The sequence below is a fragment of the Pseudomonas sp. Irchel 3H3 genome (assembly GCF_900187635.1).
In the GTDB taxonomy this organism is placed as follows: domain Bacteria; phylum Pseudomonadota; class Gammaproteobacteria; order Pseudomonadales; family Pseudomonadaceae; genus Aquipseudomonas.
The window spans coordinates 104,250-129,837 of record NZ_FYEC01000008.1 but is presented as its reverse complement, the minus strand read 5'-3'; the positions used below and the strand labels follow the sequence as shown (position 1 = coordinate 129,837).

The following is a 25,588-nucleotide window of genomic DNA, read 5'->3' as shown; positions in this document are numbered from 1 at the left end:
CTCTCCATGGGCGCAAACATTCTCACTGCGCGGAACCTTAGCAAAGTGGTTCCCAGCGCGGAAGGTGAACTGACCATCCTGCACCAACTCAGCCTGGAACTGAACAAGGGCGACAGCCTGGCCATCGTCGGCAGTTCCGGTTCCGGCAAGTCCACCCTGCTCGGCCTGCTCGCCGGCCTCGACCTGCCCAGCAGCGGCGAAGTCACCCTGGCCGGCCAGGCCTTGAGCCAACTGGATGAAGACCAGCGTGCACGCGTCCGCGCCGAGCATGTGGGGTTCGTGTTCCAGTCGTTCCAATTGCTGGACAGCCTCAACGCCCTGGAAAACGTGATGCTGCCGCTGGAACTCGATGGTCGCAAGGATGCCCGCGAACGCGCCACCGAACTGCTGCGCCGAGTCGGCCTGGGCAAGCGCCTGAGTCATTCGCCGCGCCAGCTTTCCGGTGGCGAGCAGCAGCGCGTGGCGATCGCCCGGGCATTTGCCGCCGAACCCGATGTGCTGTTTGCCGATGAACCCACCGGCAACCTCGATACTCATACCGGCGAGCACATCAGCGACCTGCTGTTCGAACTGAACAAGGAAAGCGGCACCACCCTGGTGCTGGTCACCCACGATGAGCGCCTGGCCCATCGCTGTCACCGCCTGATCCGCCTTGAAGCCGGCCTGTTGGTCGCCCCCCTGGAGCCTTGATGGCACGTTTGCCGCTGTTGCGCCTGTTCAGCCTGGCCATTCGTCAATTGCTGCGCGATGCCCGCGCCGGCGAACTGCGGGTGCTGTTCTTCGCCTTGCTGGTGGCCGTGGCCGCCAGCACCGCCATCGGCTATTTCGGCGCGCGCCTGAATGGCGCAATGCTGTTGCGCGCCACCGAATTCCTCGGTGCCGACCTGCTGCTCGAAGGCAGCTCGCCCGCCCGTCCCGAGCAGATCCAGAGCGGCAAGGACCTGGGCCTGCAACACGCCCAGGTGGTGGAGTTTTCCAGTGTCATCGCCACCGACCAGGGCATCCAGCTGTCGAGCATCAAGGCCGCCGACGGGGTCTACCCGCTGCGCGGCCAGCTGAAAAGCGCGCCCGCGCCGTTTGCCCCGGAAGAAGCCGGCGGCAGCCCGCAACCGGGTGAAGCCTGGGTCGAGGCACGGCTGCTGACCGCGCTGGACCTGAAGATCGGCGACAACATCGACGTCGGCATGAAGACCCTGCGCCTGAGCCGCGTCCTGACCTATGAGCCGGACCGCGCCGGCAACTTCTACAGCCTCACGCCGCGGGTGATGATCAACCTCGCCGACCTGACGGCCACCGGCGTGGTGCAGCCCGGCAGCCGGGTCAGCTACCGCGAACTCTGGCGCGGCGACGCCACCGCCCTGGCCACCTACCGCGAGCGACTCCAGCCCGGCCTGGCGGCGAACCAGCGCCTGCAGGATGCCCGCGACGGCAATCGACAGATCGGTGGCGCGCTGGGCAAGGCCGAACACTACCTGAACATGGCGAGCCTGGTGGCGGTGCTGCTGTCCGGGGTTGCGGTGGCGCTGTCGGCGACTCGTTTTGCCACCCGCCGTTTCGACGCCAGTGCCTTGTTGCGCTGCCTGGGGTTATCCCGTCGGGAAACCCTGGTGCTGTTCAGCCTGCAACTGACTGTGCTGGGGTTGCTCGCCAGCGCCAGCGGCGCCCTCATCGGCTGGTTCGCCCAACTGGGGTTGTTCGCCCTGCTCGGCGACTTGCTGCCCACCGACGTACCACCCGGCGGCCTGCTACCGGCCATTGCCGGGATCGGCACCGGGCTGGTAGCGCTGGCCGGCTTTGCCCTGCCACCGCTCGCCGCCCTCGGCCGAGTGCCACCCCTGCGGGTGTTGCGACGCGACATGCTGCCCATCCCGTCAAGCACCTGGATGGTCTATGGCGCCGCCCTGGGCGCGCTTGGCCTGATCATGTGGCGCCTGAGCCTGGACCTGGTGCTGACCTTCGCCCTGCTCGGTGGTGGCGTACTGGCCGCGCTGGTGCTCGGCGGCTTGTTGCTGCTGGTGCTCAAGAGCCTGCGCCGCCTGCTGGCCCGGGCATCCCTGCCCTGGCGCCTGGGCCTGGGGCAATTGCTGCGTCATCCGCTGGCGGCAGCCGGGCAGTCCCTGGCTTTTGGCCTGATCCTGTTGTCGATGGCGTTGATCGCCCTGCTGCGTGGCGAGTTGCTCGACACCTGGCAGAACCAGCTACCCAAAAATGCGCCAAACTATTTCGCCCTGAACATCCTGCCGGCCGACAAACAGGCATTTACCGATCGCCTGATCGAACTCTCCGCCCAATCCGCGCCGCTGTACCCGGTGGTGCCAGGACGCCTGATAAGCATCAATGGTGAGCCGGTGCAGGCGATTGTCAGCAAGGACTCCCAGGGTGATCGGGCGATCCAGCGCGACCTCAGCCTGACCTGGGCGGCGCAACTACCGGCGGGCAACAGCATTACCGCCGGCAATTGGTGGTCAGCCCAGCCGTCCGACGACATCCCCGGGGTCTCGGTCGAGGGTAAGGTTGCCGAGAGCCTGAAGCTCAAGCTCGGTGACCACATGGTGTTCACCGTTGGCGGGGTCAACCGCGAAGCCCGGGTCACCAGCCTGCGCGACATCAACTGGGACAACTTCCAGCCAAACTTCTTCATGATCTTCCAGCCCGGCACCCTGCAGGACCTGCCCGCGACCTACCTGACCAGTTTCTACCTGGCCGCCGGTCACGACCAACAGATCATCGACCTGTCGCGCGCCTTTCCGGCGGTGACCATCTTGCAAGTCGAGGCCCTGTTGGCACAGCTACGCAGCATCCTGGGCCAGGTCACCCTGGCGGTCGAGTACGTGCTGTTGTTCGTCCTTGCGGCGGGTATGGCCGTGCTGTTTTCCGGATTGCAGGCGACCCTCGATGAACGCATTCGCCAAGGGGCGTTGCTGCGTGCGCTGGGGGCCGAACGGCAACTGCTGGTCAAGGCCCGGCGGATCGAGTTCGGCTTGCTGGGTGCGGTCAGCGGCCTGCTGGCGGCCATTGGCTGCGAACTGGTGAGCCTGGTGTTGTACCGCTACGCCTTCGACCTGGCTTGGCATACCCACCCATGGCTGCTGTTGCTGCCGGTGATCGGTGCATTGCTGGTGGGCGGTGCCGGGGTCTTTGGTACGCGCCGGGCATTGAACGCCAGCCCACTGACAGTCCTGCGCGAGGGTTGATAGACTCGATGCTTTCCCAGCACAAGACATTGTCATGAGCCGCTATCGCCCTCCCCGTCCTGCCGGCACCGCCCTCATCACTCCCGAGGGCGAGGCGCGGATGCGTGCCGAGTTCCACGAACTCTGGCACGTGCGCCGCCCCCAGGTGACCCAGTCCGTCAGCGAAGCCGCCGCACAGGGCGACCGCTCGGAAAACGCCGAATACACCTATGGCAAAAAAATGCTGCGCGAGATCGACAGCCGGGTAAGGTTTCTCACCAAGCGCCTGGAGGCGCTCAAGGTGGTCAGCGAAAAACCCAGCGACCCGAACAAGGTCTACTTCGGCGCCTGGGTGACCATCGAGGATGAACAGGGCAAAACGTCGCGCTACCGCATCGTCGGCCCGGATGAACTGGACCTCAAGCAAGGCCTGATCAGCATCGACTCACCGCTGGCGCGGGCCTTGATCGGTAAAGCGCTGGATGCCGAGGTACGGGTACAAACCCCGGACGGCGAGCAGTTCGTGTACATCACGGCCATCGACTACCCCTGAAGGCTAGCGTCGGGCGATCAGCCCCTGGCGGGCGACACGGGTCAGTTGCCTGATCATTTCACCCGCTTCTTCGGCGCTGGGGGACTGGATAACGGCCAGATCAAAGCTGTCACTGGCAAAACGCGCCAACGACTCACCGTCTTCGACAAACTGGATCAGGAACGCTGCCGGGCCACCGTTGCGACGCGGCCAGCCATCCAGATAACGCAGCAGCGTCGGCTGGTGATTACCGCCCAGGAGGATTTTCGGGTTGCGTTGGGTCAGGTGAGCCGTGATCGGCGCGGGGCGTACAGAGGGGTGCAGTGCATTCATCTTGTCGTGTCTCAGCCTCAAAAATCTGCATGGCAGGTGAGAGGCAACACCGAACCAGCGCTTTAGCGGTACTTCAAAGCCTGTTCCAGGCTTCTATCGGCAACTGAATGAGTCACCTGGCGCCCCGCAAGTAGCTGTTTAAATCGGCGCATGGCAGCATCCTAGAGAAGCTGACGGGACAGTGTCAAGAATCCGCAGCAACAAAAAGGCCCGCGTATGCGGGCCTTAGTCGTGAGCCAGAGCACTCAACCGGCGATGGCGCGATCCACCGACAGCTTGCCGGCACCTTCGAACAAGACCGCGATGCTACCGCCGAGCAATGCCAGGGCAAATTCGTAGCCGTTGTTGGCCATGAACAGGCCGTTGCTGATGTGCACCGAAAAAATCGCTACCAGCGAGAGGAAGGTCAGGCCCAGGGCGGCCGGACGCACCAGCAAGCCGATGATCAGCGCCAGGCCGCCGAAGAACTCGGTACCGCCAGCCAGGATCGCCATCAACTGCCCCGGTGCCAGGCCCAGGCTTTCCATGTACTGCGCGGTCCCGGCAAGGCCATAGCCGCCAAACATACCGAACAGTTTCTGCGCACCGTGGGCGGCGAAGATCACGCCGACGCAGATCCGCAAGACCGTCAGGCCGTAGCCGGCGCGGGTGAAAAGTACCTTGTTGATCAGTGTGCTCATGCTCTGTCATCCATAGTGAGTGTGTGTGTTGGTTGGCCGCTATATTAATCGGTAAACCTTATGTTAAAAGCGCAAAAAACTCAGATTAACAATCAGTTTAGTCGATCATTTGCGACTGACAACTTTTTGCCCCGGGGCCTCCAGCGCCTCCCGCTCCCGGTCATAGGCCAAGTAGTACTTGTTCACACTGTTAACATAGCTGACAGGACCCATCCCTACCTGCTCCATGGCAATGCGCTCGACCTGGAAGAACCACTGGTTAGGGTTCAGCCCACGGCGCCGCGCCTCGGCACGCATGCCCTGGACCCGCTCCGGGCCGATGTTGTAGGCGGCGAGAATGAACGCCATGCGCTCGCGCTCATTGAGCTTGGGGCTGGCGAAAAACTTGCGCCGGATCAGCGCCAGGTATCGCGCACCGGCCTGCACATTGCTGTCCAGGGACTGAATGTTATTGACCCCGACCCGCTGCGCCGCCGAGGGCGTGATCTGCATCAATCCGGTCGGCCCGCTGCCGCTTCGAGCGCTAGGCTCCAGCGACGACTCCTTGAACGCCAGGGCCGCCAGGTTCAGCCAGTCCAGGCCTTGTTCGCTGGCATGTTTCTGCAGCACGGTGCGCACTTTCTCAAGGCGTTGCCGGTCGTTGCGGGCCAGCGGGTTGCGTACCTGATACAGGCGCCGATAAATCCGCAGGAACGCCACATCCTGGTCGGAGGGGGCTTTGTAGGTGGTGAGAAAACGGTCAATGCTGGCCCGCAGCATCGAGGCATCACGATGCACGAACCAGAACTCTTCGCCCGGCTCGCTGATCAGCACCTGCCGGTCGAAGCGCAATTTGGGCAGGATCTTGCCCCAGCGCTCGGCAATGGGTTGCTCGACAATGGTCAGGTGAAAAATCCCGCCCTGGACCATTTCCAGCACATCCTCCACGGCGAGGCTGGGGTCTACCCATTCGATCTTCACCGGCGGCAACTTGTGCAGCGCGAGTTTCTGGTTGATCTGGTTGATCGCCTCCCCGGCGGCACTGCCGGTGGGCAGCGCCAGGGTTTTGCCCGACAGCTGTTCAAGCCGGGTGTAGCGCCGCTCACCCTTGATCCCTACCAGCAATAACGGCACGTTGCTGACAATCGGCTCGCTGGCGCTGACCGCCCGCACTGCCTGGGCGTCAAGCAGCTCGCCTGGGGCCACCAGGTCGCCTTCGCCGCGTTGCAGCGCACCGAGCAATTGGTCCTTGGCCTTGGGAATGATCTTCAGGGAAATTTCCTGGCCATCGCGGGCATGGCCATTGAGGTATTGCTCGAAAGCACGCAGGCGATGGTATTCCATGCCGATGTTCTGGCCCTGGACTTGCGCGGAGCTGTTGCGGCTCTGATTGACCAGGACCCGCAGCACCCGACTGCTGCGGATTTGCGCCAGGTCGCGGACCTTGCCCGTCTGCACGGCCTCCACGGGCCCGGCCAAGCGCGCCAGTGCCGGCAAAGGCACGAGCAACGACAGGCACAGCAGGAATAAAACCGGGAGTCGCGTCATCCGTTCTCCGGAAAGAATACTGTCCCGCCGCACAACAAGAGGCGCAGCAGGTCGACAGAAACAGAGCGCCTGAAGCGCTGGCAACGAGCGAAAGAGCGGGCTGCGAGCCTGATAAAATCAGTCGAAGTGCTCCTTCGGCATCAAAAGACAGCGTTAACTCATTGTAGTTCTTGGCTTTTCTTATAAATCTTGAGCTCTGGTATGCTTTCCGGCCGCATCCCCAGGGTAGCACCATGCAACTCATCGATATCGGCGTCAACCTGACCAACCCCAGTTTCGCCGACAAACACCAGGCGGTGCTGGACCGCGCCTATGCCGCAGGAGTCTGCCAACTGGTGCTGACCGGCACTAGCGTGGAGGGCAGCGAACAGGCCCTGGAACTGTGCCAGCAACTGGATGAAAGCGGCGAGCGCCTGTTCTGTACCGCCGGTATTCACCCACACTCGGCCAGCGACTGGAATGCCGACAGCGCGCGGCGCCTGCACAGTTTGCTGAAAGAGCCGAACGTGCGGGCAGTCGGCGAATGCGGGCTGGATTTCAATCGCGACTTCTCACCGCGCCCACAGCAGGAAAAGGTCCTGGAAGAACACCTGGCCCTGGCGGTCGAGTTGCAGTTGCCAGTGTTCCTCCATGAGCGAGACGCCAGCCAGCGCCTGCTGGAGATCCTGCGCGACTTCCGCGACCAGTTGCCGGCCGCCGTGGTGCACTGCTTCACCGGGGAAAAAAAGGCGCTGTTCAGTTACCTCGACCTGGACTTGCACATTGGCATTACCGGCTGGATCTGTGACGAGCGCCGCGGTACCCATCTGCACCCGCTGGTGCGCGAGATTGCCCGCGGCCGCCTGATGCTCGAGAGCGATGCGCCCTATCTGCTGCCTCGCAGCCTGCGGCCAAAACCGAAAAACGGGCGCAACGAACCGGCCTACTTGCCCGAGGTACTACGCGAAGTGGCCCTGCATCGGGGCGAGAGCCTGGAAGACCTGGCGGCCCACAGCACTGCCTGTGCCCGGGCGTTTTTCGCCTTGCCGAGCGTCGCGTTTTGCGCCAATCCGTAGGAGCAAGGCGGCCAGCGATAGCATCTGAGCCCTGCCCCACTACGACTTGACCCACATCAACACCGGACCTCCTCGATAGCGGCACAATGATGGCACCTTGCCAATGCTGTTTCCGCTATCAGAGAAGACCTCCATGGGTGCCTGGCTTAGCAATATCTCGCTGAAATACAAGTTCTGGGCGGTCAATGCCGTCGCCTTCGTGACCACCCTGCTGCTGGTGCTGTATGCCGTGCAACTGGAACAACAGGCGCGCAGCGAGGCTGCCCGGCAGGCGGCTGGCGCTCAAGCGCAATTGCTCCGAGCCTGGCCCGCTACCCAACCGCTACCCGCTAACGACACGCTGCTGAGCTTCAGGCCAGGGCAAACTCCCACGCTCGACGAGCGGCCGTTACCGCAATTGAACAACGCCAACGGCTGGGTCTCGATCAATGCCATGCCGTTGTTCGGCAACCACCTGCTGATCGGTGCCGAGGTCCTGTCCCGGGCCGATGGCGAACGCACTGCCGTCCTGGCCTATGGCCCGAGCCTGACCCAGGTATTTGCCGAGCGCTTCGTCAACTACGCAGCGGCGGTGTTGATCCTGATGCTGGCGATGCTCGGCGCCTCGCAATTGTTGATCCGCTTTCTGCTCAGCCAGCTCAACACCCTCAAGGATGTGATGCTGCATGTCGAGAAAACCGGTGACCTATCGGCCCGTGTGCCGCTGTCCTGCGCCGATGAAGTGGGCCAGATGGCCAGTGCGTTCAATGCCATGCAGGCCGGCTACCAACGCGTGGTCAATACCGTGGCCCATACCGCGCAGCAACTGGATGTCGGTGCGGCGCGCCTGGCCAACAGCATGAGCGACGTGCGCCAGGGCATGCTCGGCCAGCAAAGTGAAACCGATCAGGCGGCCACCGCGATCAATCAGATGTCCGCCACGGTCTACCACATCGCCCAGCACGCCGGCGCAACGCGGGACCTGTCGCAAACCGCCGACGACCTGGCAGGCAGCGGCCAGGAGGTGGTCAGTCGCGTGCAACACTCCATCGCCGGGCTGTCCACCGGTGTGCAGCAGACCGCCGGGATGATCCAACGCCTGGCCGAAGACAGCCAGAAGATCAACGGCGTGGTCGGGGTGATCCACAGCATCGCCGAGCAAACCAACCTGCTGGCCCTCAATGCCGCCATCGAAGCGGCCCGCGCCGGTGAGATGGGCCGAGGGTTTGCCGTGGTCGCCGACGAAGTGCGCAACCTGGCCAAGCGGGTCCAGGCCTCGACCGATGAAATCACGCGCATGGTCTCGGCCCTGCAAGCGGGCACTCGCGATGCCGTGGACTTCATGCAGGAGAGTTCCTTCAAGGCCGACGACTGTGTGCAGCAGGCGCAGGAGGCGGGCAGTGCCCTGGCCAAAATCACCAGCGCCGTGGCGCAGATGCGTGAAAGCAACACGCAGATAGCCGTCGCCGCCCAGCAGCAAAGCCAGGTGGCAGAAGAGATGAATCGAGCGGTGGTGAGCATCCGCGACGTCACCGAGAACACTGTGGCACAGACCCTGGACTCGGCCACCACCAGCGATGAGCTAGCGAAACTGGCCGGCGAACTGAACCAGGCCATCGGCCAACTCAAGCTTTAGGCACTATCACGCAGCTGCTATCACCTCGATAGCCAACCTTGATTCGCCGCGTGCCAGGACCCGACCTATTCTTCAATCATGTGTTGTACACGGATCGAGGAGTACCTTCATGGGCAAACGTCACCCCAACCTTCCCGCCTGGCAATGGCGGGCGTACCCGAATAATCACCAGCACCCGACCAACCTGGTGCTGCACCTGATTGCCGTGCCGCTGTTCATCCTGGGCTTTTTGCTGATTGTCTCCGGAGTGTTCAGCCTGAGCCTGGCCAATATCGCCATTGGCATCATCGGCTTGCTGGCCGCGTTGGGCTTGCAGCGCCACGGTCACAGCCTGGAAGCCCAAGCGGCCGAACCCTTTACTGATCGCAAGGATGCCGTCTCGCGGCTGCTGGTCGAGCAGTTCCTGACCTTCCCGCGTTATGTCTTGAGCGGCGGCTGGTGGCGCGCCTGGCGCGAACGTCACCGCCGCTGAAGTCAGGCGAAGATCGTCACCGTCTGGCGGCTCAGGGCAATCAATTGGCCCTCGGGGCTCCACAAGGCGGCAGCGGCATGGCCGTAGCCGTCACGGGCGTGTTCGATCTGCACATGGTACTTGCACCAGTCCAGGGTGCTCAGGGCCAGCAATGGTTGCACGAACTCGATGGTCCAGGTCAGGGTACTGCCGGCCGCTGGCTTGTTCAGGTGCGGCAGCAAGGCCGGGGGCCAGGCATCCACCAGCGCCAGGATGTGCGCTTCGCTCACCGTCTCGGCATTGGCTTCGTCGCGCAAACGCACCCAGCCGCCCATGTCGCGCGACTTGTTACCGGTGAAGGGCAAGCCGCCGATGCTCCAGCGCATCGCCAGGTGACGCATGAACTCTGGCGTCACGCCCTTGATATAAGGCAGCTCCTGGCACTCGTCCCAATGTTTCATCGTTGGCGCTGGCGCGGCCAGCACCTCGACCTCGGAAGCCCGCGAGGCGCCGAAGCTGCCCTGGACCAGTGTCACCACCTGACCGTTCTGCACCGCTCGACCGAGCACCTGGCTGACCGCCTTGCCTTCGCGCAGCACCTCGACTTCGAAACGGATCGGCACACCGGGCTCCGCCGGGCCGACAAAGGTGATCGCCAGCGAGCGCACCGGGCGCTCTGCCGGAACCCTGGCGCGCATGGCTTCGTACTGCAAGGCGGCGACCAGCCCACCAAAACTGGCGCGACCCTGCGCCCATTGCGCCGGAATGACCAGTTCATCAGGGGAACGGCGCACGGCGTCGAGTAATTCGCTAAAGCGCATGGCAACCTCAAGACAGGGAAAAGGACAGCAGGATCTTAACCAGCCCAAGCGCTCTATACAGCACCTATTCCGGCCAAAGTGCCGGACAGATAGGCCGCCCATCAACGGCCGCAGGACGTTCATTCGAGTTGGCAATACCGCAGGGGGGGCGCTGCGCAACCCAACGCAGCCTTCGGCAGCGGCTACAAAAACACCGGCGCTGGATTCAGGACTTGAAGCAGGTGGCGCTGAGTTTGTCGAGCACTTGATCGGCACGCGCCTCAGCCTTGCTCATGGTCTGTTGCCAGACCGCTACGCAGGGCAACAGATCGGATTCGTGCTCGGCCCTGGCCAGCCATTGCCAGCAATCGTGCCAGTCGCCCAGCGCAGCCTGCGCTGCCTTGAGCCGTGGCATGGCGGCCTTGGGTAAACGATCCAGCTCCGGGTAGGCTTCGATGGCGTAGCGCACGCGCTTGATCAACAAGCGCAGGCGGTGACGGTCATGGGCCGGATCGTGCAGGGTCGTGTCCAGGCTATGCCACTGCTTGGCCAGGCGCTTCTCGATGCGTGCACGCAGGCGCTTGAGCAGCCCTTGGCGCTGGGAGGCGCGCAAGAACCGTGGAAAGGCATCGAGGACCATCAATAACTGCGCCAACTGGGGACTGTCGGCCACCGCCGGGTAGGCTTGGGCCATCTGCCGCATGCGTCGCTCGGCCGCAGCGGTTTGCCCGTGGTCGAGTAGATAGGCCGCCAACACTTCGCGGTCACGCAACGGGGTGGTCAAGGTGCCTACGCCCGCCGCAGACGCTTCCAGTTGCTCGACGCCGGGTAAGCCACGCAAGGGCCGCAACAGGCTGCGTAACCGGCGCACGGTGGTGCGCAAGTCATGCAATGCCTCCGGGTCGGTGTTGGCACTCAAGCGTGCCTGGCAAGCCAACAAACGCACATGCAGGCCCAACACTTGAGCCACCAATCGATCCACCAACGCAGACATCCCGTTCTCCCCAGTCAACCCAGTCATCCTCACCAGTCTACGCTAGGCGCAATAGCGGCTGCCGGTATTGCGCCAGGTCATGGATGGCTTATCGACCGGCGCGGGATTCACGGATATAGAAGCGCGCCTTCTCGGCCTTGTTGGCGCAGCCTTCGAAGGCTTCGAACTGTTGCTGGGTCTTGGCCCCAGTCAACAGCGACAGGGCCTTGGAGTAACTCACGGTGCCGGCAAATCCTTCGGCCTTGGCCAGGTCCAGTTCTTTCCATGCGGAATCCAGTTGGCTAGCGCAACTATCGCGGTACGCCGTCTTGCCCGCGCAACCGGCCAGGACCAACGCAATCAATGGCAGACAGATCCATGCTTTCATCAATGACACCTCAAGGTAGAAATACAATCGTGCAGGGTAAGACGGTCAACGCGGGTAAAAGTGCCTTGGCCCATCGCTGGAAACTATAGCGTCGGCGAGAATACCCATGCGCCGTCATCCAGTGTCGAAAAAACGACTGCTTGTGTCTGTGTGATTGAAGCACGCCCCTGAAAGGGTGCATTGTTAAAACCTGTTTGGCGAAGGATCAAGTACATGAAGAAGCGTGTCGCGCTGGTGCTCGGCTCCGGTGGCGCCCGGGGCTATGCCCATATCGGGGTCATCGAGGAAATTGAACGACGAGGCTACGACATCTCCTGCATCGCCGGTTGCTCCATGGGAGCAGTGGTGGGTGGTATCTACGCCGCGGGCAAACTCAACGAATACCGTGACTGGATCGAAAGCCTGGATTACCTCGATGTGTTGCGCCTGGTAGACGTGAGTTTTCGCCTGGGGGCCATACGCGGCGAAAAAGTCTTCGGGCAGATCCGCAAGATCGTCGGTGAGATCAATATCGAAGAGCTGCGCATTCCCTACACGGCCGTGGCTACCGACCTGACCAACCAGCAGGAAATCTGGTTTCAGGAAGGTTGTCTGCACCAGGCCATGCGTGCCTCGGCGGCCATTCCGAGCCTGTTCACCCCGGTGATGCAGGGCAATCGCATGCTGGTGGACGGTGGCTTGCTCAACCCGCTGCCGATCGTCCCCGTGGTCTCCAGCCACTGTGACCTGATCATCGCGGTCAACCTCAACTCCACCAACCAGAAGCACTATCAGTTGCCGGTGATCCAACGCCCCGCCGCGTTCAAAAGCCGCTTCGACAGCCTGATCAACTCCCTCGGCTCGCACCTGCCGTTCCGCCGCAAGCAGGCCGAACAATTGCTCCTGCTGGAGCAGGAAGCGTTGCGCAGCGAAGCCGCCGAGATCAACCCCTGGCTCGAAGGTGCCGAACCCGAAGCGCAGCAGCCCGCCGCCGCCCCCGAAACCGAAGGGGCACCCAAGTCGGCAACCGGTTCGTTCATCATCGACAACGTCGGCCCTGCCTCCCTGCTCGACCTGATCAACCAGAGTTTCGAGGTCATGCAAACCTCCCTGGCGCAGTACAAGATTGCCGGTTATCCACCGGACATCCTGATCAACGTGCCAAAGCGCGTCTGCCGTTTCTTCGAGTTCTACAAGGCCCCGGAACTGATCGCCCTGGGCCGCGAGATTGCCCGCGACACCCTGGACCGCTACGAGAGTGAGCGCGATTGAGTATCCGCTGACCGGACACGGTTCAAGCGTCGCTCAACAACCGATACCCCACACCCGCCTCGGTCAGGATGAACCGTGGTCGGGTCGGGTCGTCCGCCAGTTTCTGGCGCAAGTGCCCCACCACGATCCGCAGGTAGTGACTGTCCTCGACATGGGTCGGGCCCCAGATGTCCTTGAGCAGTTGCTGCTGGGTGATGACCCGCCCGGCGTGGCGTGCCAGTTGCGCCAGCACCGCGTACTCCTTGCGGGTCAGCGCCACTTCGGCACCGTCGAGCAGGACCCGGCGGTACGCCAGGTCCACCGTCAGCGGGCCAATGCTCAGCGCTGCTTCCGGCGCCTGGCCGGCGGGCGCCTGGCGCAAGAGGGCTCGGATTCGGGCGAGGAATTCCTGGATACCGAACGGCTTGGTCACGTAATCATTGGCGCCACCGTCCAGGGCCTCGACTTTCTGCCCCTCGCTGGCGCGCACCGACAACACCAGCACCGGCACCTTCGACCACTCGCGAAATTCGCGCAGGACCTGCTGGCCATCCATGTCCGGCAGACCGAGGTCGAGCACCAGCAAGTCCGGTTTGTTCAGCGCAGCCTGGGCCAGGCCTTCGGTGCCCGTGCCGGCTTCGAGCACTTTGTAGCCCTGGGAGACCAGGCTGATGCGCAGGAACTTGCGGATCTGCGGCTCATCGTCGATGACCAGGATGGTCGTGGTCTGGCTCATGGTTTCCATTCAACATAAAGAACTGGCGACAGAGTAGCGCAGCCCGCCTCAGGCTTCACTTTCCAACCCCGGTTGTGCCTGCAACGGCAGGTGCAGGGTGATGCAGGTGCCACGGCCGTCGAGACCATCAGCGACGCTGATGCGCCCGCCGTGGGCACCAACCATGCCCTGACAGATCGCCAGGCCCAGTCCCGTGCCCTGCCCGCCCCGATCCCCACGGGCAGCGGTATAGAACATGTCGAAGATCTTCGCCCGCTCCTCTTCGGGGATACCCGGGCCCTCGTCACTCACCGAGAAATACAGCTCGCTGTCCGTCGCCCCCGCACTCAGTTGCAGGTGGCCTTGGGCCGGGGAAAATCGTGCGGCGTTTTCCAGCACATTGACCAGCGCCTGCTCGATCAGCGCCGCGTGCACGAACAGCAGTGGCAGCTCGGCCGGCACCTCGACGCTGACCTGCAACGGCGCCAGCACCGCGCGCAAGCGATTGAGCGCGCTGCCAACGATATCGGCGGGCGACACCCAGTCGCGCGCGAGCTTCAGCGCGCCATGGCCAAGCCGGGTCATGTCCAGCAGATTCTGGATGTAGCGGTCCAACCGCTCGGCTTCATCACGCGTGCCTTCCAGCAGTTCGCGACGATCCTCCAACGGGATCGCCTCGCCCAGCGCCAGCAAGCTGTCGATGCTGCCGCGCATGGACGTCAGTGGCGTGCGCAGGTCGTGGGACACCGACGCCAGCAAGGCGCTGCGCAGTTGTTCGGTTTCACCGTGCAGGCGCGCCGCCTCCAGGTCTTCGGCCAATTGGGCGCGGGCCAGGGCTTGGGCCAGGGGCTGGCTCAGCGCCGTCAGCAAGCGCCGCCGTTGCCCACTGAGTGGCTCGCCTTCGCGCGGGCACACGCCGAGCAGGCCCAGCGGACCGTCGTCGACCGACAACGGCCACCACCACCAACGACCGAACGGCAGGGTTCCGGTGCCCTTCCCCGCCGGCTGGTCATGCTGCCAGGCCCACTCGGCAGCCGCACGCTCGGCTTCAGAAAACTGCAACGGCCCGCCGGTTTCCACCTTCCAGCCACCCTGGCCGTCACGATTGAGCAGGCACAACTGCAGATCATTCCAACCCACCAGGTGTTGCGCCGCCGCACTGACCACGGCCTGACGGTCGGTGGCGGCCGTAAGCTTGCGCGACAGGTCGAGGAGCTCGCTCGTCTCTTCCTGGGTATCACGCAGGGCCTGCAATTGCCGACGCTGACGCGCGGCGAGGTTGCCGGTGAGCGCCGCCATGAGCAGGAAAAACAGCAAGGTCAGCACGTCCTCTTCGCGCTGAATGGCAAACGAGAAGTTGGGCGGGATAAACAGGAAATCGTAGGTCAGGAACGACAGCGCGGCGCACACCAGCGCCGGCCCCAGGCTACTGCGCACTGCCACCAGCAGCACCGCGGCGAGAAATACCAAGGAGATGTTCGGCAGTGGCAGCAGGCTCGATACTGCCCACGCCAGGCCGCTGGCCAACAGCGTGGCCAGCGGTGCCAGGGCGTAGTCGAACCAGACCAGAGCCTGGGGCGAACGCTGGCGCGGCAGGTGCTGTTGCTCATCGCTGTCCAGCACGTTGATTTCCAGGCCTCGGGCATTACGCAACAGGCGCGAAGCCAGGCCACCGCCGAACAGCCGCCGGCGCCAACGCGCACGGGACTGGCCGACCAGCACCAGGCTGGCGCGCCGCTCGGCTGCGTGCTGGATCAAGGTCTTGGCCACCTCGCCGGCACGCAGCAACACCACTTCGCCGCCCAAGCGCTCGGCCAGTTGCTGGGCGCTTTGCAGGCGCAAGCGCGACTGCTCATCGCCGACGCTGCCGTTGTCCACATGCACCAGGCTCCAGGGCAGATGCCGGCGCTGGGCAACTCGACTGGCGTGGCGCACCAGGCGTTCGGCCTGGGCATCGCCGTCGACCCCCACCAACAAGCGTCCCCGCACGGCCGGTGCGGCCTGGCCCAACTGCCGGTAGCCACGGCTGAGGTCGTCGTCGACCTGGGCCGCTGCGGTTTGCATCGCCAGCTCGCGCAACGCGGTGAGGTTGGTCTGGGTGAAGAACGCATCGATCGCCGCCCGCGCCTGCTCGGGCACATAGACCTTGCCGTCACGCAGGCGCTCAAGCAGCTCACGGGGCGGCAAGTCGATCAGCAACAGCTCGTAGGCTTCCTGCAGCACCCAGTCGGGCAGGGTCTCGCGCACCTGTACGCCGGTGATGCCGCGCACCTGGTCATTGAGGCTTTCCAGGTGCTGGACGTTGACCGTGGTGTAGACATCGATACCGGCCGCCAGCAGCTCCTGGATGTCCTGCCAGCGTTTGGCGTGGCGACTGCCGGGGGCATTGCTGTGGGCCAGTTCGTCCACCAGCACCAGTTTTGGCCGGGCCTTGAGCAGGCCGTCGAGGTCCATTTCCTCGAGCATCACCCCACGGTATTCCGAGCGCAGCAACGGCTGTTGCACCAACCCACCGAGCAAGGCCTCGGTCTCCGCGCGGCCGTGGGTTTCCACCACCCCGGCCATGACCTTCACGCCCTGGCGCAACTGGCTGTGAGCGGCCTGCAGCATGGCGTAGGTCTTGCCGACGCCGGGCGCCGCGCCGAGAAAGACCTTGAGCCGGCCACGGCCATCGTGGGGCAGATCGGCTAGCAGTGCATCGGCGCGGCCGGAGTCGCTCATGGGAGGCTCTTCATTCAGGTGGTTGGGTGGTGTCGCTCGGGTCCGCCAGCGCCTACAACGGCAACTGTTCCAGCGCCCGGTTCAATTGCAGCACATTGACCACCGGCGGACCTACCAGCGGCTGTTCGATATGCGCGTTGAGCAATTGGCGCAACGTCGCCACCGGCACATTTCGCGCCGCAGCAACCCGCGCCAGTTGATAGGCAATCGCGGCCGGAGGCAAGTGCGGATCGAGGCCGCTGCCGGAAGTGGTCAACAGCGCCAATGGCACCGGGCCTTGGCCTGGGACCAACAGTTTGTTGGCCTCATCGATGACCCGCGTGGCAAGCGCCGGATTGCTCGGGGCCAGGTTGCTGGCGCTGCTGGAAACGGTGGCAAAGGCCCCCGCCGAAGGCCGTGGATGGAACCAGGCATCACCGACGAAATCCTGGGCAATCAACGACGAGCCGCGCACCTTGCCATCGGCATCACGCACCAGGCTGCCATTGGCCTGGGCCGGGAAGGCGACCTGGGCCACGCCGGTCACGAGCAGTGGATAAGCGACGCCGGTAATCAGGGTCATCAGAACTAGCAGGCTCAAGGCCGGACGAATCATTGTGGACATGTCACACCCCTCAATTCAGTTAAAACGCCACGCCCCAGGCGTGGCGCAGCTCCGTTACACCAGATGCAAGGCAGTCAGCAGCAGGTCGATCAACTTGATGCCCGCAAACGGCACCACCAGCCCGCCCACGCCGTAGATCAGCAGGTTGCGGCGCAGCAGGTGAGCGGCGCTGGCGGCCTGTACTCGCACGCCACGCAACGCTAACGGAATCAGCGCGACGATGATCAGGGCGTTGAACACAATGGCCGAGAGGATCGCGCTCTGCGGGCTGCTCAGGTGCATGATGTTGAGCACCCCAAGCTGTGGATAAATCGCCGCGAACAGTGCCGGCAGGATGGCGAAATACTTGGCCACGTCGTTGGCGATGGAAAAAGTGGTCAGCGCCCCACGTGTCACCAGCAACTCCTTGCCGATCTGCACCACATCCAGCAGCTTGGTCGGGTCGCTGTCGAGGTCGACCATGTTCGCCGCTTCACGTGCGGCCTGGGTGCCGTCGTTCATGGCCATGCCGACGTCCGCCTGGGCCAGCGCCGGGGCGTCGTTGGCGCCGTCACCACACATGGCCACCAGGCGGCCGTCGTTCTGTTCCTGACGGATGCGCGCCAGCTTTCTCTCGGGCGTAGCTTCGGCCAGCACATCATCGACGCCTGCCTCCGCAGCAATCGCCGCCGCGGTCAGCGGGTTATCGCCGGTCACCATGACAGTGCGGATCCCCAGCTTGCGCAGCTCGGCAAAACGCTCGCGGATCCCCGGCTTGACCACGTCCTTGAGGTGGATCGCGCCCAGCAACCGACCCTCGGCGCACACCAGCAACGGCGTGCCGCCGCTCTGGGCGATCTTGTCGATTTCCCGCGCCATCGGCGGCAGCAGGTCGGCACGACTCTGACCGACAAAGGCCAGCAGTGAATCCACTGCGCCCTTGCGGTAGACGCGCCCTTGATAGTCGACCCCGGACAATCGGGTTTCGGCGCTGAATGGCACGCCGGTCACTGCTTCGGCAGCGGGTTCAGGCTGTGGATAAAGTCCGCGCAGGTACTCGACGATCGATTTGCCTTCGGCCGTGTCGTCCGCCAGCGAGGCGAACAACGCCCCTTCGGCCAGTTCCTTGGCGCTGATCCCGGGTGCCGCATAGATGGCTGCGCAACGCCGATTGCCGAAGGTGATGGTGCCGGTCTTGTCCAGCAACAGCACGTGCACGTCGCCCGCCGCTTCCACGGCACGGCCGGACTTGGCGATCACGTTGAGCCGCACCAGGCGGTCCATGCCGGCAATCCCGATGGCCGACAGCAAGCCACCGATGGTGGTGGGAATCAGCGTCACCAGCAGCGCCACCAGGAACACCAGCGGCAGGTTGTCATTGGCGAAGTGAGCGAAGGGCTGCAAGGTCACGACCACTACCAGGAAAATCATGGTCAGGCCGATCAGCAGGATATCCAGCGCCACTTCGTTCGGGGTTTTCTGGCGCTTGGCACCTTCGACCAGGGCGATCATCCGGTCCAGGGTCGACTCACCCGGGTTGGCGGTGATGCGCACCAGCAGCCAGTCTGACACCAGCCGGGTGTTGCCGGTGACCGCCGAGCGATCCCCCCCGGATTCACGGATCACCGGGGCGGACTCGCCGGTAATCGCCGCCTCGTTGACCGCGGCGATGCCTTCGATCACCTCACCGTCCCCCGGGATCATTTCCCCGGCTTCGACGCGCACCACATCGCCTTTGCGCAGGCTGGCGGCGGGCACTACCTGAAAGCTGCCATCGGCCTTCTTGCGACGCGCGCTCAGGCCTTCACTGCCCGCCTTGAGGCTGTCGGCGCGGGCCTTGCCCCGACCTTCGGCCAGGGCTTCGGCAAAGTTGGCGAACAGCACGGTGAACCACAGCCACAGGGCAATTTGCGCGGCGACAAAGGTCGGCACCGCGGTGTCCGGGATGAAGCACAAGACGGTGGTGAGGATCGCCGTGAGTTCGACCACCAGCATCACCGGCGAGCGCTTGAGCTGGCGCGGGTCGAGCTTGACGAAGGCTTGCACCAGCGCCGGCCGCCACAGGGCCGAGATCGCGGTTTTCGGTTGCTCCGGGGCCTTGGCGGCCACGGGTTTGGTTGCGGGCATATTCATCATCCAGCTCCTATAAAGTGGCTCAGAAGCCCAGGCTCAAGTGTTCAGCAATAGGGCCCAGCGCCAGGCTCGGCAGGAACGTCAGGCCACCCACCAGCAATATGGTTACGGTCAACAGGGTGACGAACAGCGGACCATGGGTCGGGAAGCTGTTCTGGCCGACAGGCGCGCTTTTCTTCATCGCCAGGCTGCCAGCCAGAGCCAGTACCGGAAGGATGTAACCGAAGCGACCGATCAACATGCCCAGGCCCAGCATCAGGTTATGGAATGGCGTGTTGGCGCCCAGACCCGCAAAGGCCGAACCGTTGTTGGCGCTGGCCGAGGTGTAGGCGTACAGCAATTGGCTGAAACCGTGGGGGCCAGGATTACTGATGGTGGCCGCAGGGCCTGACAGACTCGTCGCAAGAGCACCGAGCACCAGTACGCCAACCGGCATTACCAGCAAGGTCACCACCAGCAACTGAACTTCCTTGGCTTGCAGCTTTTTGCCCAGGTACTCCGGGGTGCGCCCGATCATCAGCCCGGCGAGGAACACCGCGATCAGCACGTTGAGCAACATGCCGTAGAGGCCGGCACCGACGCCGCCGAAGATCACCTCGCCGACCATCATGTTGATCATTGCAATCATGCCGCTCAACGGGTTGAGGCTGTCGTGCATACCGTTGACCGACCCGTTGGAGGCTGCGGTGGTGGTCACAGACCAAAGTACGGTCGCGGTGGTGCCAAAGCGTGCTTCTTTACCTTCCAGCGGCGCGGTTTGTTCTACGGCGGCGTTGTTCAGGGTTGGGTTCGGCTGGTTCTCAGCCCACAGCGACACCGCACCACCGATCAGGAACAGCGCGAGCATGCAGGCGATGATCGCCCGGCTCTGACGCAGGTCCTTGACGTAATGGCCGAAGGTGAACACCAGGGCCACCGGGATCAGAATGATGGAGCTGACTTCAAACAGGTTGCTCCAGGCCGTCGGGTTCTCGAACGGATGCGCCGAGTTGACGCCGAAGAAGCCACCGCCGTTGGTGCCCAATTGCTTGATCGCAATCTGGCTGGCGGCCGGGCCCAGTGGAATCACCTGATCGACACCTTGCATCGTCAGCGCATTCACATACTGCGCGAAGCTTTGCGGCACGCCCTGCCAGACCAGAAACAGCGCCAGCAGCAAACACAGCGGCAGCAAGCCGTAGAGCGTGGCGCGGGTCATGTCGACCCAGAAGTTGCCCAGGGTTTGCGCCGATTTGCGGCTGATACCACGGCACAGCGCAACCAGCACAGCCAGGCCGGTGGCGGCGCTGACAAAGTTCTGCACGGTCAGGCCGACCATCTGGCTCAGGTAACTGAGGGTCGCTTCACCGCTGTAGGACTGCCAGTTGGTGTTGGTCATGAAGCTGACGGCGGTATTGAATGCCTGGGTCCATTCCTGCCCCGGCAGATTCTGCGGATTGAGCGGCAGGTAGTTCTGCAACAGCAGGATCGCGAACAACAGCAAAAAGCCCGCGAGGTTGAACGCCAGCAAGGCCAGGGTGTACTTCTGCCAGCTCTGCTCGCTGTGCGGATCAACCCCGGCTACGCGATAACAGCCCCGCTCCACTGGCCCGAGGATCGGCGACAACCAGGTACGCTGACCTTCCATGACCTTGTAGTAGAAGCGTCCCAGGAACGGTGCGGGAATCAGCACCAGGGCGAAAAAGGCCAGGATCAGCCAATAGTCATAACTGTGCATAGCCGCTCCTAGCTCCGGTCCGCGCGCAACAACGCGACCAATAGATAAATGAACAGTCCCACCGCCAGTAGCAGGGACACCCCGTCCAGAATGTTCATTGAATTTCTCCGAGTTACGGCGTGTTGCCGCGTGTGCAGTGATTGTCGGCAAGGAGGGCGTAAAGGAACGAGATCAGGGGGGTTGGCGTGGCGTAAAAAAACCGTAAAGAGTGCGCTTGAGCCGGGGTCTGGCCTCGATTGGCGGGAGGGCTGCCGGCTTTATCGCAAGTCAAGCGAGGGACCTTGCGCATTTGCCCTCGCACATGACCGCGACTTCGGGCAAGAATGTCGACCATCGCCGTTTATTGCTGGAGAACATGATGAATGTACTCAACACCGATCTGCCGGGTGTTCTGATTATCGAACCGAAGGTCTTCGGTGACGAACGTGGGTTCTTTTACGAGAGTTTCAACGCGAAGGCTTTTGCCCAGGCGACAGGCCTGGACACCCAGTTCGTTCAAGACAACCACTCACGCTCGCAAAAAGGCGTGTTGCGCGGCCTGCATTACCAACTGGAAAACACCCAGGGCAAGCTGGTGCGTGTAACGGCGGGTGAGGTACTGGACGTTGCCGTGGATATTCGCCGCAGCTCGCCACACTTCGGCAAATGGGTCGCGGTACGCTTGTCCGCCGAGAACCATCGCCAACTGTGGGTGCCGGAAGGTTTCGCCCACGGTTTTGTGGTGCTGAGTGAGTTCGCCGAGTTTCTCTACAAGACCACCGACTACTACACCCCTGCGGCCGAGCGCAGTATTCGTTGGGACGACCCGGACCTGGCGATCGACTGGCAACTGCATGAAGCGCCGCAACTCTCCGCCAAGGATCAGGCAGGTGCTTGGTTCAAGGACGCCCAGGTATTCGATTGAAACCCGCTCGCTGCGCTGAACCGATGTTGGTCAGGTGATCCTGGCGCAACAGGCCTAGAATGGAACCACGGAGAATCGTTGTGACTCAAAGTGGATATGCACGACATTGTCGCGAAACCGTTCGCCTCGATGCCTGCCCTTAAGGAGAGCCCTATGCCCTGGTATGCCTGGTTGATTCTGGTGGTTGCGATCGGATCGATCGTCGGTGGTCTGATGATGTTGCGCGACACCGCGAACAAGGTCGAGTTGACCGATGAGCAACGTAAACGCGTGGCTGAACGTAACGCGGAAATGGACGCCAAGGACGCTCAGGATCGTTGACCCTGGCGCCGGCCGGGATTTTGTAATTATGCGTCCCGGCCGGCACCCGCCCTACTCCTGCCAATCCGCCTTGGCAATCTGCAGCCCGTGCAAGCCTTTGTACGCAGCCCGTTCAGGCTGACTCCAGCCTTGCAGCAAATCATCGTCCAGCCTATAGATTTCCACCCCCAGTGGCCGACATACACTCAACGGGTCCTGGGCGTCCGGCCCCCACATCGCCAGCGACAAATCCCCGCCCGGGCACGTTGACAGCGCGCACAACAGATCGATCTCGGCAAAAAACTCCAGGTAGTCGCCTTTGCGCGCGGGACAGGCCTTCATGAAATACAGGTCGTCGTGGTTCAGTCCTGTGCACTGGAAGATGTTCAGCACGTCATGCACGTCGAACTCGGTCAAGCCATGGGGCAACACCGCACGGGTCAGGTTGGAATGACAGTGATGGTGAAAGTCTTCGCCGGTGAGCATTTTGTTCACGTAGGGATCGCAGCGCGTGCCCAGCAAGTCATGCAGGCGGCCGCCGTGTTCGTCGATCCCATAGTCGGCCAGGCTATCGTCGGTGATGGTCACCAGAGGCCTGAGAAACGGCAGGTTTGACCAGAGCCGGTCGTGGGTGCTGACATGGGCCCCCTGCAACTGCCGGGTACGGGCCGCCCATAAGCGCTCGCGCGGATCGTTGGCATTCCACACGTTAAAATCCCCCACTTGTGGCCCCACCGGCGTGGTCACCCGAAACACATGACCAGCGGGCACATGCCAGGCGCGACCGGTACGAATGGGCACCTCGAACTGCTCGATTAGCGTGCGGCCATCCGGGGTGTCGCGAATTCGCTGATAAAACGCGGTATCGACCTGCAATGCCGAACCCTTACTGACCTGGTAGGCCGCGGGATAGTCTTTGTACATGGCGTGATTCCTCGATCAGTGGCGCGAGCCAGGGTTGAATACCTCGAGCAGTTGCTGCTCGGAGTCGTCCAGGTAAGAGTTCAGGGCTTCGATGGCGGCCGGACGGTCGTTCTCGATCAGGTGCTGGTAAATCAGTCGATCACGCGTCAGCCACGGTGCCTGGAACCTGGATTCATCAGGCGCCGCGCTGAACACCAGGCGCAATTGCGCGACGACGTTGGTGAAGAACTCGTCGAGCAACGGGCTGCCCAGCAACCCGACAATCAGTTGGTGAAAATGCAAGCTGTGGGTACCGACGGCTCGCCAGTCCTCCCGATCACGGGCCAACTGCGCGGCCTCGATGGCCTCGTGCATGGAGTTCGATTGCTGCTCGCGCAGCGGACGGCTGGCGGCGATCCCCTGCAACTCAAGGGTACGTCGCACCTGGAACAGGTCGCGCACCTGATCGGCGCCGGGCTGGCGGACCATCACCCCTTTGTGCCGTACGTAGCGCGTCAGGCCTTCCTGCCCCAGGCGGTGCAGGGCTTCGCGAATAGTGTTGCGCGAGGCGTTGTAAGCCAGCACCAGGTCCGCCTCGATCAACGCCTTGCCCGGCAGCAAGCGCCCGCCAATGATATCGGCGCGCAGCTCCAATGTGATGTGGTCAGCCAGGGACAGTCCATCACTCATACTCATCACCTGCGGATTGTTGAACAATCTTCTGGGAATGAGTAATCACTATTCGTGCCAGCTATGAACTGAATGTGGACGCATCTGCATGCTTTTTCGAAATAGAAGTACAGTCACCATTCCATTTAGCTTGGTTAATATGGCGCATTGCCGTGGAGATTAACGATGCGCTACTCGCAGGACCATAAAGCCCAGACTCATCAGCGCATCATCAAGGAAGCAGCCGCACGCTTTCGCCGCGACGGAATCGCTGCCACTGGCCTGCAACCCCTGATGAAGGCCCTGGGGCTAACCCATGGCGGTTTCTACTCACACTTCAAATCCAAGGACGAACTGGTTGAAAAGGCCCTGCAAGCCGCGGGGGAAGAAGTCAGTGAGCGTTGTGCAGCGCTGTTTGCGCAAGAGCGCCCCCTCCAGGCCTTTATCGACACCTACTTGTCCGAATGGCACAAGACCTCTCCCCATGAGGGCTGCCCACTGCCCACCATGTCGTCTGAACTGGGATTGCGCGGTCAAGCCAGCCCCACCAGCGATATCGTGCTCAATGCACGCCTGCAGCAGGTTGAGCACGCCCTGGGCAGCGAGGATGCGGCCGACCAGAGCCTGATCATCATGTCGACCCTGGTCGGCGCTCTCTTGCTGTCGCGCAGCGTCGAAAGCCCGGAGTTGGCCCAGCGAATTCTCGATGTCACGCGCGAGCATCTGAACAAGCTGGCGGAGTAAACCTGCCCTACTTGTAACGTGCGGCGGCGACGTTTCTCGACAGGTTCGGCGCCAATGCGTGACGCGCGGTAACAAACCCATCCCAGTCTGCGGCATCAGGTAGCGAAGGAATGCAGATCAATTCCCCTTGGTCGAAACCCGACAAGGCAGCGTCAACCATCTCCCCTGCTTCCATGACCATCTCTGCCGGAATGGCACTACCGTCGATTCCGGAGCGTTCCCAGATTTCGGTACGCGTCACCCCGGGCAACACGGCCTGGACCTGCACCCCGCTACCACTGAGCTCGGCGTTGAGCGATTGGCTCAGGCTCAGCACGTAGGCCTTGCTTGCACTGTAGGTAGCGTTGAAGCGCTCGGGGATCAGCGCGACCACCGATGCCAGGTTGATAATCGCCCCGCGACCCGCCGCCGAGAAGCTCGCGGCGGCCGCCGAGGCTAAACGCGTCACGGCCACTACATTGAGTTGAATCATGCGCTCCAGTTGATCCAGGTCGGCACCCGCCAAAGGTCCCTCCGCCGCCACCCCGGCGTTGTTCAGGAGCAGGCTGATGCTGGGATCGGAGCGCAGGCGCTGCTCGACAGCGACCAGGTCTGCCTTGAATGTCAGATCGGCCTTAAGCACTTCAACGTCAATGCCATGCTCAGCCCGTAATCGGGTTGCCGCGCTTTGCAAGCGTGCTTCATCACGAGCCACCAGCAATAAGTCGAACCCCCTCGCCGCCAAACGCTCGGCATAGATCGCACCAATACCGGAAGACGCCCCCGTGACGAGCGCCTTGCCTTTGGACTGAACAGAACTCATGGCTGTACTCCTGGAAGATCCCGCAGGAAATTGGTCGCCAGACTCACGACTACTGAGAGCGGCGGCAGATCAATTATAGTCATAATCCAATCACAATATTACCATCGTAATTTTTTGTTTCCGACCAAGGGTAAACTCAATCCTTTACCTGCCAGTATTCAATTACGCAGACAAAAAAGGCCGGTCAATGACCGGCCTCATCACGGCCACTCGGGTATCAGTTCACTTCCAGCCGGTCGCGGTTCTTGTCCAGGAGCGTCTTGCCGATGCCCTTGACCTCCAACAATTCATCCACCGAGGTGAACGAACCATTGCTGTCACGGTACGCAACAATAGCTTTGGCTTTGGCCTCGCCGATTCCGGAGAGGTCGCGCTGTAAAGTAGCCACATCGGCTTTGTTCAGATCGACCTTGGCCGCCATCTCAGAAGACGCCACTGGCATCGTTGCAGGCGCTGGAACCGTTTCGGCTTTAGTGGAGGGAGCAGCGATTGCTGCAACTGAGACACTGGTCAACAGGGCGAAAACCAGAGAGTGGAAGTAGCCTGTACGCATAAGTGACGCTCCATGACTTCGTTGAGAGAGAAGCAGCTTTTCCAAAGCTGCTTCCCAAACCTAGGTCATGGTGGGCTTCTGTCAAAA

General features: G+C 62.7%; 26 protein-coding genes. 10 read left to right on the top strand and 16 right to left on the bottom strand.

Features of this window, described 5'->3' with window-relative positions:
* Nucleotides 1-6: 6 nt before the first annotated feature.
* Genes CKW24_RS11810 through greB form a run of 3 tightly spaced genes read left to right on the top strand, consistent with a single transcriptional unit; the run spans nt 7 to nt 3,726 of the window.
* A complete protein-coding gene (locus tag CKW24_RS11810) occupies nt 7-690 on the top strand; it encodes an ABC transporter ATP-binding protein (RefSeq protein WP_095168095.1) in 684 nt (227 codons plus the stop codon).
* Entirely contained in the window at nt 690-3,194 is a 2,505-nt protein-coding gene (locus tag CKW24_RS11805) for an ABC transporter permease (protein WP_095168094.1), read from the top strand. Before CKW24_RS11810 ends, CKW24_RS11805 begins: the two co-directional genes overlap by 1 nt.
* 34 nt (nt 3,195-3,228) lie before the next feature.
* Nucleotides 3,229-3,726 carry a transcription elongation factor GreB gene (gene greB / locus CKW24_RS11800; protein ID WP_095168093.1) on the top strand — a complete coding sequence of 166 codons (498 nt, stop codon included), beginning with the start codon at nt 3,229-3,231 and terminating at the stop codon, nt 3,724-3,726.
* A 3-nt stretch (nt 3,727-3,729) separates the two neighbouring features.
* Here greB and CKW24_RS11795 read toward each other — a convergent pair whose 3' ends face one another.
* The 3 genes from CKW24_RS11795 to CKW24_RS11785 form a co-directional block, all read right to left on the bottom strand.
* The gene (locus CKW24_RS11795) at nt 3,730-4,038 is read right to left on the bottom strand and encodes a hypothetical protein (RefSeq protein WP_095168092.1); all 309 of its coding nucleotides are present in this window, start codon (nt 4,036-4,038) and stop codon (nt 3,730-3,732) included.
* 245 nt (nt 4,039-4,283) lie between these two features.
* Nucleotides 4,284-4,718, bottom strand: a complete 435-nt coding sequence (locus CKW24_RS11790; protein WP_095168090.1) for a DoxX family protein — start codon at nt 4,716-4,718, stop codon at nt 4,284-4,286.
* Nucleotides 4,719-4,823: 105 nt separating this feature from the next.
* Nucleotides 4,824-6,245: a transglycosylase SLT domain-containing protein gene (locus CKW24_RS11785; RefSeq protein ID WP_095168088.1), complete on the bottom strand. Its 1,422-nt coding sequence runs from the start codon at nt 6,243-6,245 to the stop codon at nt 4,824-4,826.
* A 233-nt stretch (nt 6,246-6,478) separates the two neighbouring features.
* Between CKW24_RS11785 and CKW24_RS11780 the strand changes: the two genes are divergently transcribed.
* The 3 genes from CKW24_RS11780 to CKW24_RS11770 all read left to right on the top strand — a co-directional run bounded on the left by CKW24_RS11780 (nt 6,479) and on the right by CKW24_RS11770 (nt 9,387).
* Nucleotides 6,479-7,300: a TatD family hydrolase gene (locus CKW24_RS11780; RefSeq protein ID WP_095168086.1), complete on the top strand. Its 822-nt coding sequence runs from the start codon at nt 6,479-6,481 to the stop codon at nt 7,298-7,300.
* Between the two features lie 133 nt (nt 7,301-7,433).
* Entirely contained in the window at nt 7,434-8,915 is a 1,482-nt protein-coding gene (locus CKW24_RS11775; RefSeq protein ID WP_095168263.1) for a methyl-accepting chemotaxis protein, read from the top strand.
* Nucleotides 8,916-9,024: 109 nt separating this feature from the next.
* Nucleotides 9,025-9,387, top strand: a complete 363-nt coding sequence (locus CKW24_RS11770) for a terminase (protein WP_095168084.1) — start codon at nt 9,025-9,027, stop codon at nt 9,385-9,387.
* A 2-nt stretch (nt 9,388-9,389) separates the two neighbouring features.
* Here CKW24_RS11770 and CKW24_RS11765 read toward each other — a convergent pair whose 3' ends face one another.
* The 3 genes from CKW24_RS11765 to CKW24_RS11755 all read right to left on the bottom strand — a co-directional run bounded on the left by CKW24_RS11765 (nt 9,390) and on the right by CKW24_RS11755 (nt 11,527).
* Nucleotides 9,390-10,187: an acyl-CoA thioesterase II gene (locus tag CKW24_RS11765; RefSeq protein ID WP_095168081.1), complete on the bottom strand. Its 798-nt coding sequence runs from the start codon at nt 10,185-10,187 to the stop codon at nt 9,390-9,392.
* 205 nt (nt 10,188-10,392) lie between these two features.
* The gene (locus CKW24_RS11760) at nt 10,393-11,160 is read right to left on the bottom strand and encodes a CHAD domain-containing protein (protein WP_095168079.1); all 768 of its coding nucleotides are present in this window, start codon (nt 11,158-11,160) and stop codon (nt 10,393-10,395) included.
* An 88-nt stretch (nt 11,161-11,248) separates the two neighbouring features.
* Nucleotides 11,249-11,527, bottom strand: coding sequence for a hypothetical protein (locus tag CKW24_RS11755; RefSeq protein ID WP_095168077.1), 279 nt, complete (start codon nt 11,525-11,527; stop codon nt 11,249-11,251).
* Nucleotides 11,528-11,740: 213 nt separating this feature from the next.
* On the opposite strand from CKW24_RS11755, the gene CKW24_RS11750 reads away from it, so the two are divergent.
* The gene (locus CKW24_RS11750; RefSeq protein ID WP_095168076.1) at nt 11,741-12,778 is read left to right on the top strand and encodes a patatin-like phospholipase family protein; all 1,038 of its coding nucleotides are present in this window, start codon (nt 11,741-11,743) and stop codon (nt 12,776-12,778) included.
* Nucleotides 12,779-12,800: 22 nt separating this feature from the next.
* Here CKW24_RS11750 and CKW24_RS11745 read toward each other — a convergent pair whose 3' ends face one another.
* From CKW24_RS11745 to kdpF, 6 genes are read right to left on the bottom strand one after another with little or no spacing between them, the layout of a single operon-like run.
* A complete protein-coding gene (locus CKW24_RS11745; protein ID WP_095168074.1) occupies nt 12,801-13,493 on the bottom strand; it encodes a response regulator in 693 nt (230 codons plus the stop codon).
* A 48-nt stretch (nt 13,494-13,541) separates the two neighbouring features.
* The gene (locus tag CKW24_RS11740) at nt 13,542-16,193 is read right to left on the bottom strand and encodes a sensor histidine kinase KdpD (protein ID WP_095168072.1); all 2,652 of its coding nucleotides are present in this window, start codon (nt 16,191-16,193) and stop codon (nt 13,542-13,544) included.
* A gap of 52 nt (nt 16,194-16,245) precedes the next feature.
* Nucleotides 16,246-16,797, bottom strand: coding sequence for a potassium-transporting ATPase subunit KdpC (gene kdpC / locus CKW24_RS11735; RefSeq protein WP_095168070.1), 552 nt, complete (start codon nt 16,795-16,797; stop codon nt 16,246-16,248).
* A 54-nt stretch (nt 16,798-16,851) separates the two neighbouring features.
* Nucleotides 16,852-18,909: a potassium-transporting ATPase subunit KdpB gene (kdpB, locus tag CKW24_RS11730; protein WP_095168069.1), complete on the bottom strand. Its 2,058-nt coding sequence runs from the start codon at nt 18,907-18,909 to the stop codon at nt 16,852-16,854.
* A 22-nt stretch (nt 18,910-18,931) separates the two neighbouring features.
* The gene (gene kdpA / locus CKW24_RS11725) at nt 18,932-20,626 is read right to left on the bottom strand and encodes a potassium-transporting ATPase subunit KdpA (RefSeq protein WP_095168067.1); all 1,695 of its coding nucleotides are present in this window, start codon (nt 20,624-20,626) and stop codon (nt 18,932-18,934) included.
* Nucleotides 20,627-20,634: 8 nt separating this feature from the next.
* Entirely contained in the window at nt 20,635-20,724 is a 90-nt protein-coding gene (gene kdpF / locus CKW24_RS11720; RefSeq protein WP_095168066.1) for a K(+)-transporting ATPase subunit F, read from the bottom strand.
* Nucleotides 20,725-20,984: 260 nt separating this feature from the next.
* Between kdpF and rfbC the strand changes: the two genes are divergently transcribed.
* Nucleotides 20,985-21,530, top strand: coding sequence for a dTDP-4-dehydrorhamnose 3,5-epimerase (gene rfbC, locus CKW24_RS11715; RefSeq protein WP_095168064.1), 546 nt, complete (start codon nt 20,985-20,987; stop codon nt 21,528-21,530).
* A 153-nt stretch (nt 21,531-21,683) separates the two neighbouring features.
* The gene (locus tag CKW24_RS11710; RefSeq protein WP_071554261.1) at nt 21,684-21,851 is read left to right on the top strand and encodes a DUF2897 family protein; all 168 of its coding nucleotides are present in this window, start codon (nt 21,684-21,686) and stop codon (nt 21,849-21,851) included.
* Between the two features lie 51 nt (nt 21,852-21,902).
* Here CKW24_RS11710 and CKW24_RS11705 read toward each other — a convergent pair whose 3' ends face one another.
* Both CKW24_RS11705 and CKW24_RS11700 read right to left on the bottom strand, forming a co-directional pair.
* A complete protein-coding gene (locus CKW24_RS11705; protein ID WP_095168062.1) occupies nt 21,903-22,754 on the bottom strand; it encodes a DUF1989 domain-containing protein in 852 nt (283 codons plus the stop codon).
* A 15-nt stretch (nt 22,755-22,769) separates the two neighbouring features.
* Entirely contained in the window at nt 22,770-23,423 is a 654-nt protein-coding gene (locus tag CKW24_RS11700) for a GntR family transcriptional regulator (protein ID WP_095168060.1), read from the bottom strand.
* A 165-nt stretch (nt 23,424-23,588) separates the two neighbouring features.
* Between CKW24_RS11700 and CKW24_RS11695 the strand changes: the two genes are divergently transcribed.
* Nucleotides 23,589-24,146 (top strand): TetR/AcrR family transcriptional regulator, encoded by a 558-nt coding sequence (locus CKW24_RS11695; RefSeq protein ID WP_095168059.1) that lies wholly within the window; start codon nt 23,589-23,591, stop codon nt 24,144-24,146.
* A 7-nt stretch (nt 24,147-24,153) separates the two neighbouring features.
* Here the strand turns inward: CKW24_RS11695 and CKW24_RS11690 are convergent, their stop codons facing one another.
* Nucleotides 24,154-24,948 carry an SDR family oxidoreductase gene (locus CKW24_RS11690; protein WP_095168057.1) on the bottom strand — a complete coding sequence of 265 codons (795 nt, stop codon included), beginning with the start codon at nt 24,946-24,948 and terminating at the stop codon, nt 24,154-24,156.
* 217 nt (nt 24,949-25,165) lie between these two features.
* A complete protein-coding gene (locus CKW24_RS11685; RefSeq protein WP_095168055.1) occupies nt 25,166-25,501 on the bottom strand; it encodes a helix-hairpin-helix domain-containing protein in 336 nt (111 codons plus the stop codon).
* Nucleotides 25,502-25,588: the final 87 nt, after the last annotated feature.

Coding starts and splice junctions, on each gene's coding strand:
- CKW24_RS11780 (WP_095168086.1), top strand. CDS start 6,479: ATGCAACTCATCGATATCGGCGTCAACCTGACCAACCCCAGTTTCGCC.
- CKW24_RS11700 (WP_095168060.1), bottom strand. CDS start 23,423: ATGAGTGATGGACTGTCCCTGGCTGACCACATCACATTGGAGCTGCGC.
- greB (WP_095168093.1), top strand. CDS start 3,229: ATGAGCCGCTATCGCCCTCCCCGTCCTGCCGGCACCGCCCTCATCACT.
- kdpA (WP_095168067.1), bottom strand. CDS start 20,626: ATGCACAGTTATGACTATTGGCTGATCCTGGCCTTTTTCGCCCTGGTG.
- CKW24_RS11740 (WP_095168072.1), bottom strand. CDS start 16,193: ATGAGCGACTCCGGCCGCGCCGATGCACTGCTAGCCGATCTGCCCCAC.
- kdpB (WP_095168069.1), bottom strand. CDS start 18,909: ATGAATATGCCCGCAACCAAACCCGTGGCCGCCAAGGCCCCGGAGCAA.
- CKW24_RS11705 (WP_095168062.1), bottom strand. CDS start 22,754: ATGTACAAAGACTATCCCGCGGCCTACCAGGTCAGTAAGGGTTCGGCA.
- CKW24_RS11795 (WP_095168092.1), bottom strand. CDS start 4,038: ATGAATGCACTGCACCCCTCTGTACGCCCCGCGCCGATCACGGCTCAC.
- kdpF (WP_095168066.1), bottom strand. CDS start 20,724: ATGAACATTCTGGACGGGGTGTCCCTGCTACTGGCGGTGGGACTGTTC.
- CKW24_RS11685 (WP_095168055.1), bottom strand. CDS start 25,501: ATGCGTACAGGCTACTTCCACTCTCTGGTTTTCGCCCTGTTGACCAGT.
- kdpC (WP_095168070.1), bottom strand. CDS start 16,797: ATGTCCACAATGATTCGTCCGGCCTTGAGCCTGCTAGTTCTGATGACC.
- CKW24_RS11760 (WP_095168079.1), bottom strand. CDS start 11,160: ATGTCTGCGTTGGTGGATCGATTGGTGGCTCAAGTGTTGGGCCTGCAT.
- CKW24_RS11790 (WP_095168090.1), bottom strand. CDS start 4,718: ATGAGCACACTGATCAACAAGGTACTTTTCACCCGCGCCGGCTACGGC.
- CKW24_RS11775 (WP_095168263.1), top strand. CDS start 7,434: ATGGGTGCCTGGCTTAGCAATATCTCGCTGAAATACAAGTTCTGGGCG.
- rfbC (WP_095168064.1), top strand. CDS start 20,985: ATGAATGTACTCAACACCGATCTGCCGGGTGTTCTGATTATCGAACCG.
- CKW24_RS11765 (WP_095168081.1), bottom strand. CDS start 10,187: ATGCGCTTTAGCGAATTACTCGACGCCGTGCGCCGTTCCCCTGATGAA.
- CKW24_RS11755 (WP_095168077.1), bottom strand. CDS start 11,527: ATGAAAGCATGGATCTGTCTGCCATTGATTGCGTTGGTCCTGGCCGGT.
- CKW24_RS11810 (WP_095168095.1), top strand. CDS start 7: ATGGGCGCAAACATTCTCACTGCGCGGAACCTTAGCAAAGTGGTTCCC.
- CKW24_RS11690 (WP_095168057.1), bottom strand. CDS start 24,948: ATGAGTTCTGTTCAGTCCAAAGGCAAGGCGCTCGTCACGGGGGCGTCT.
- CKW24_RS11750 (WP_095168076.1), top strand. CDS start 11,741: ATGAAGAAGCGTGTCGCGCTGGTGCTCGGCTCCGGTGGCGCCCGGGGC.
- CKW24_RS11770 (WP_095168084.1), top strand. CDS start 9,025: ATGGGCAAACGTCACCCCAACCTTCCCGCCTGGCAATGGCGGGCGTAC.
- CKW24_RS11745 (WP_095168074.1), bottom strand. CDS start 13,493: ATGAGCCAGACCACGACCATCCTGGTCATCGACGATGAGCCGCAGATC.
- CKW24_RS11710 (WP_071554261.1), top strand. CDS start 21,684: ATGCCCTGGTATGCCTGGTTGATTCTGGTGGTTGCGATCGGATCGATC.
- CKW24_RS11695 (WP_095168059.1), top strand. CDS start 23,589: ATGCGCTACTCGCAGGACCATAAAGCCCAGACTCATCAGCGCATCATC.
- CKW24_RS11785 (WP_095168088.1), bottom strand. CDS start 6,245: ATGACGCGACTCCCGGTTTTATTCCTGCTGTGCCTGTCGTTGCTCGTG.
- CKW24_RS11805 (WP_095168094.1), top strand. CDS start 690: ATGGCACGTTTGCCGCTGTTGCGCCTGTTCAGCCTGGCCATTCGTCAA.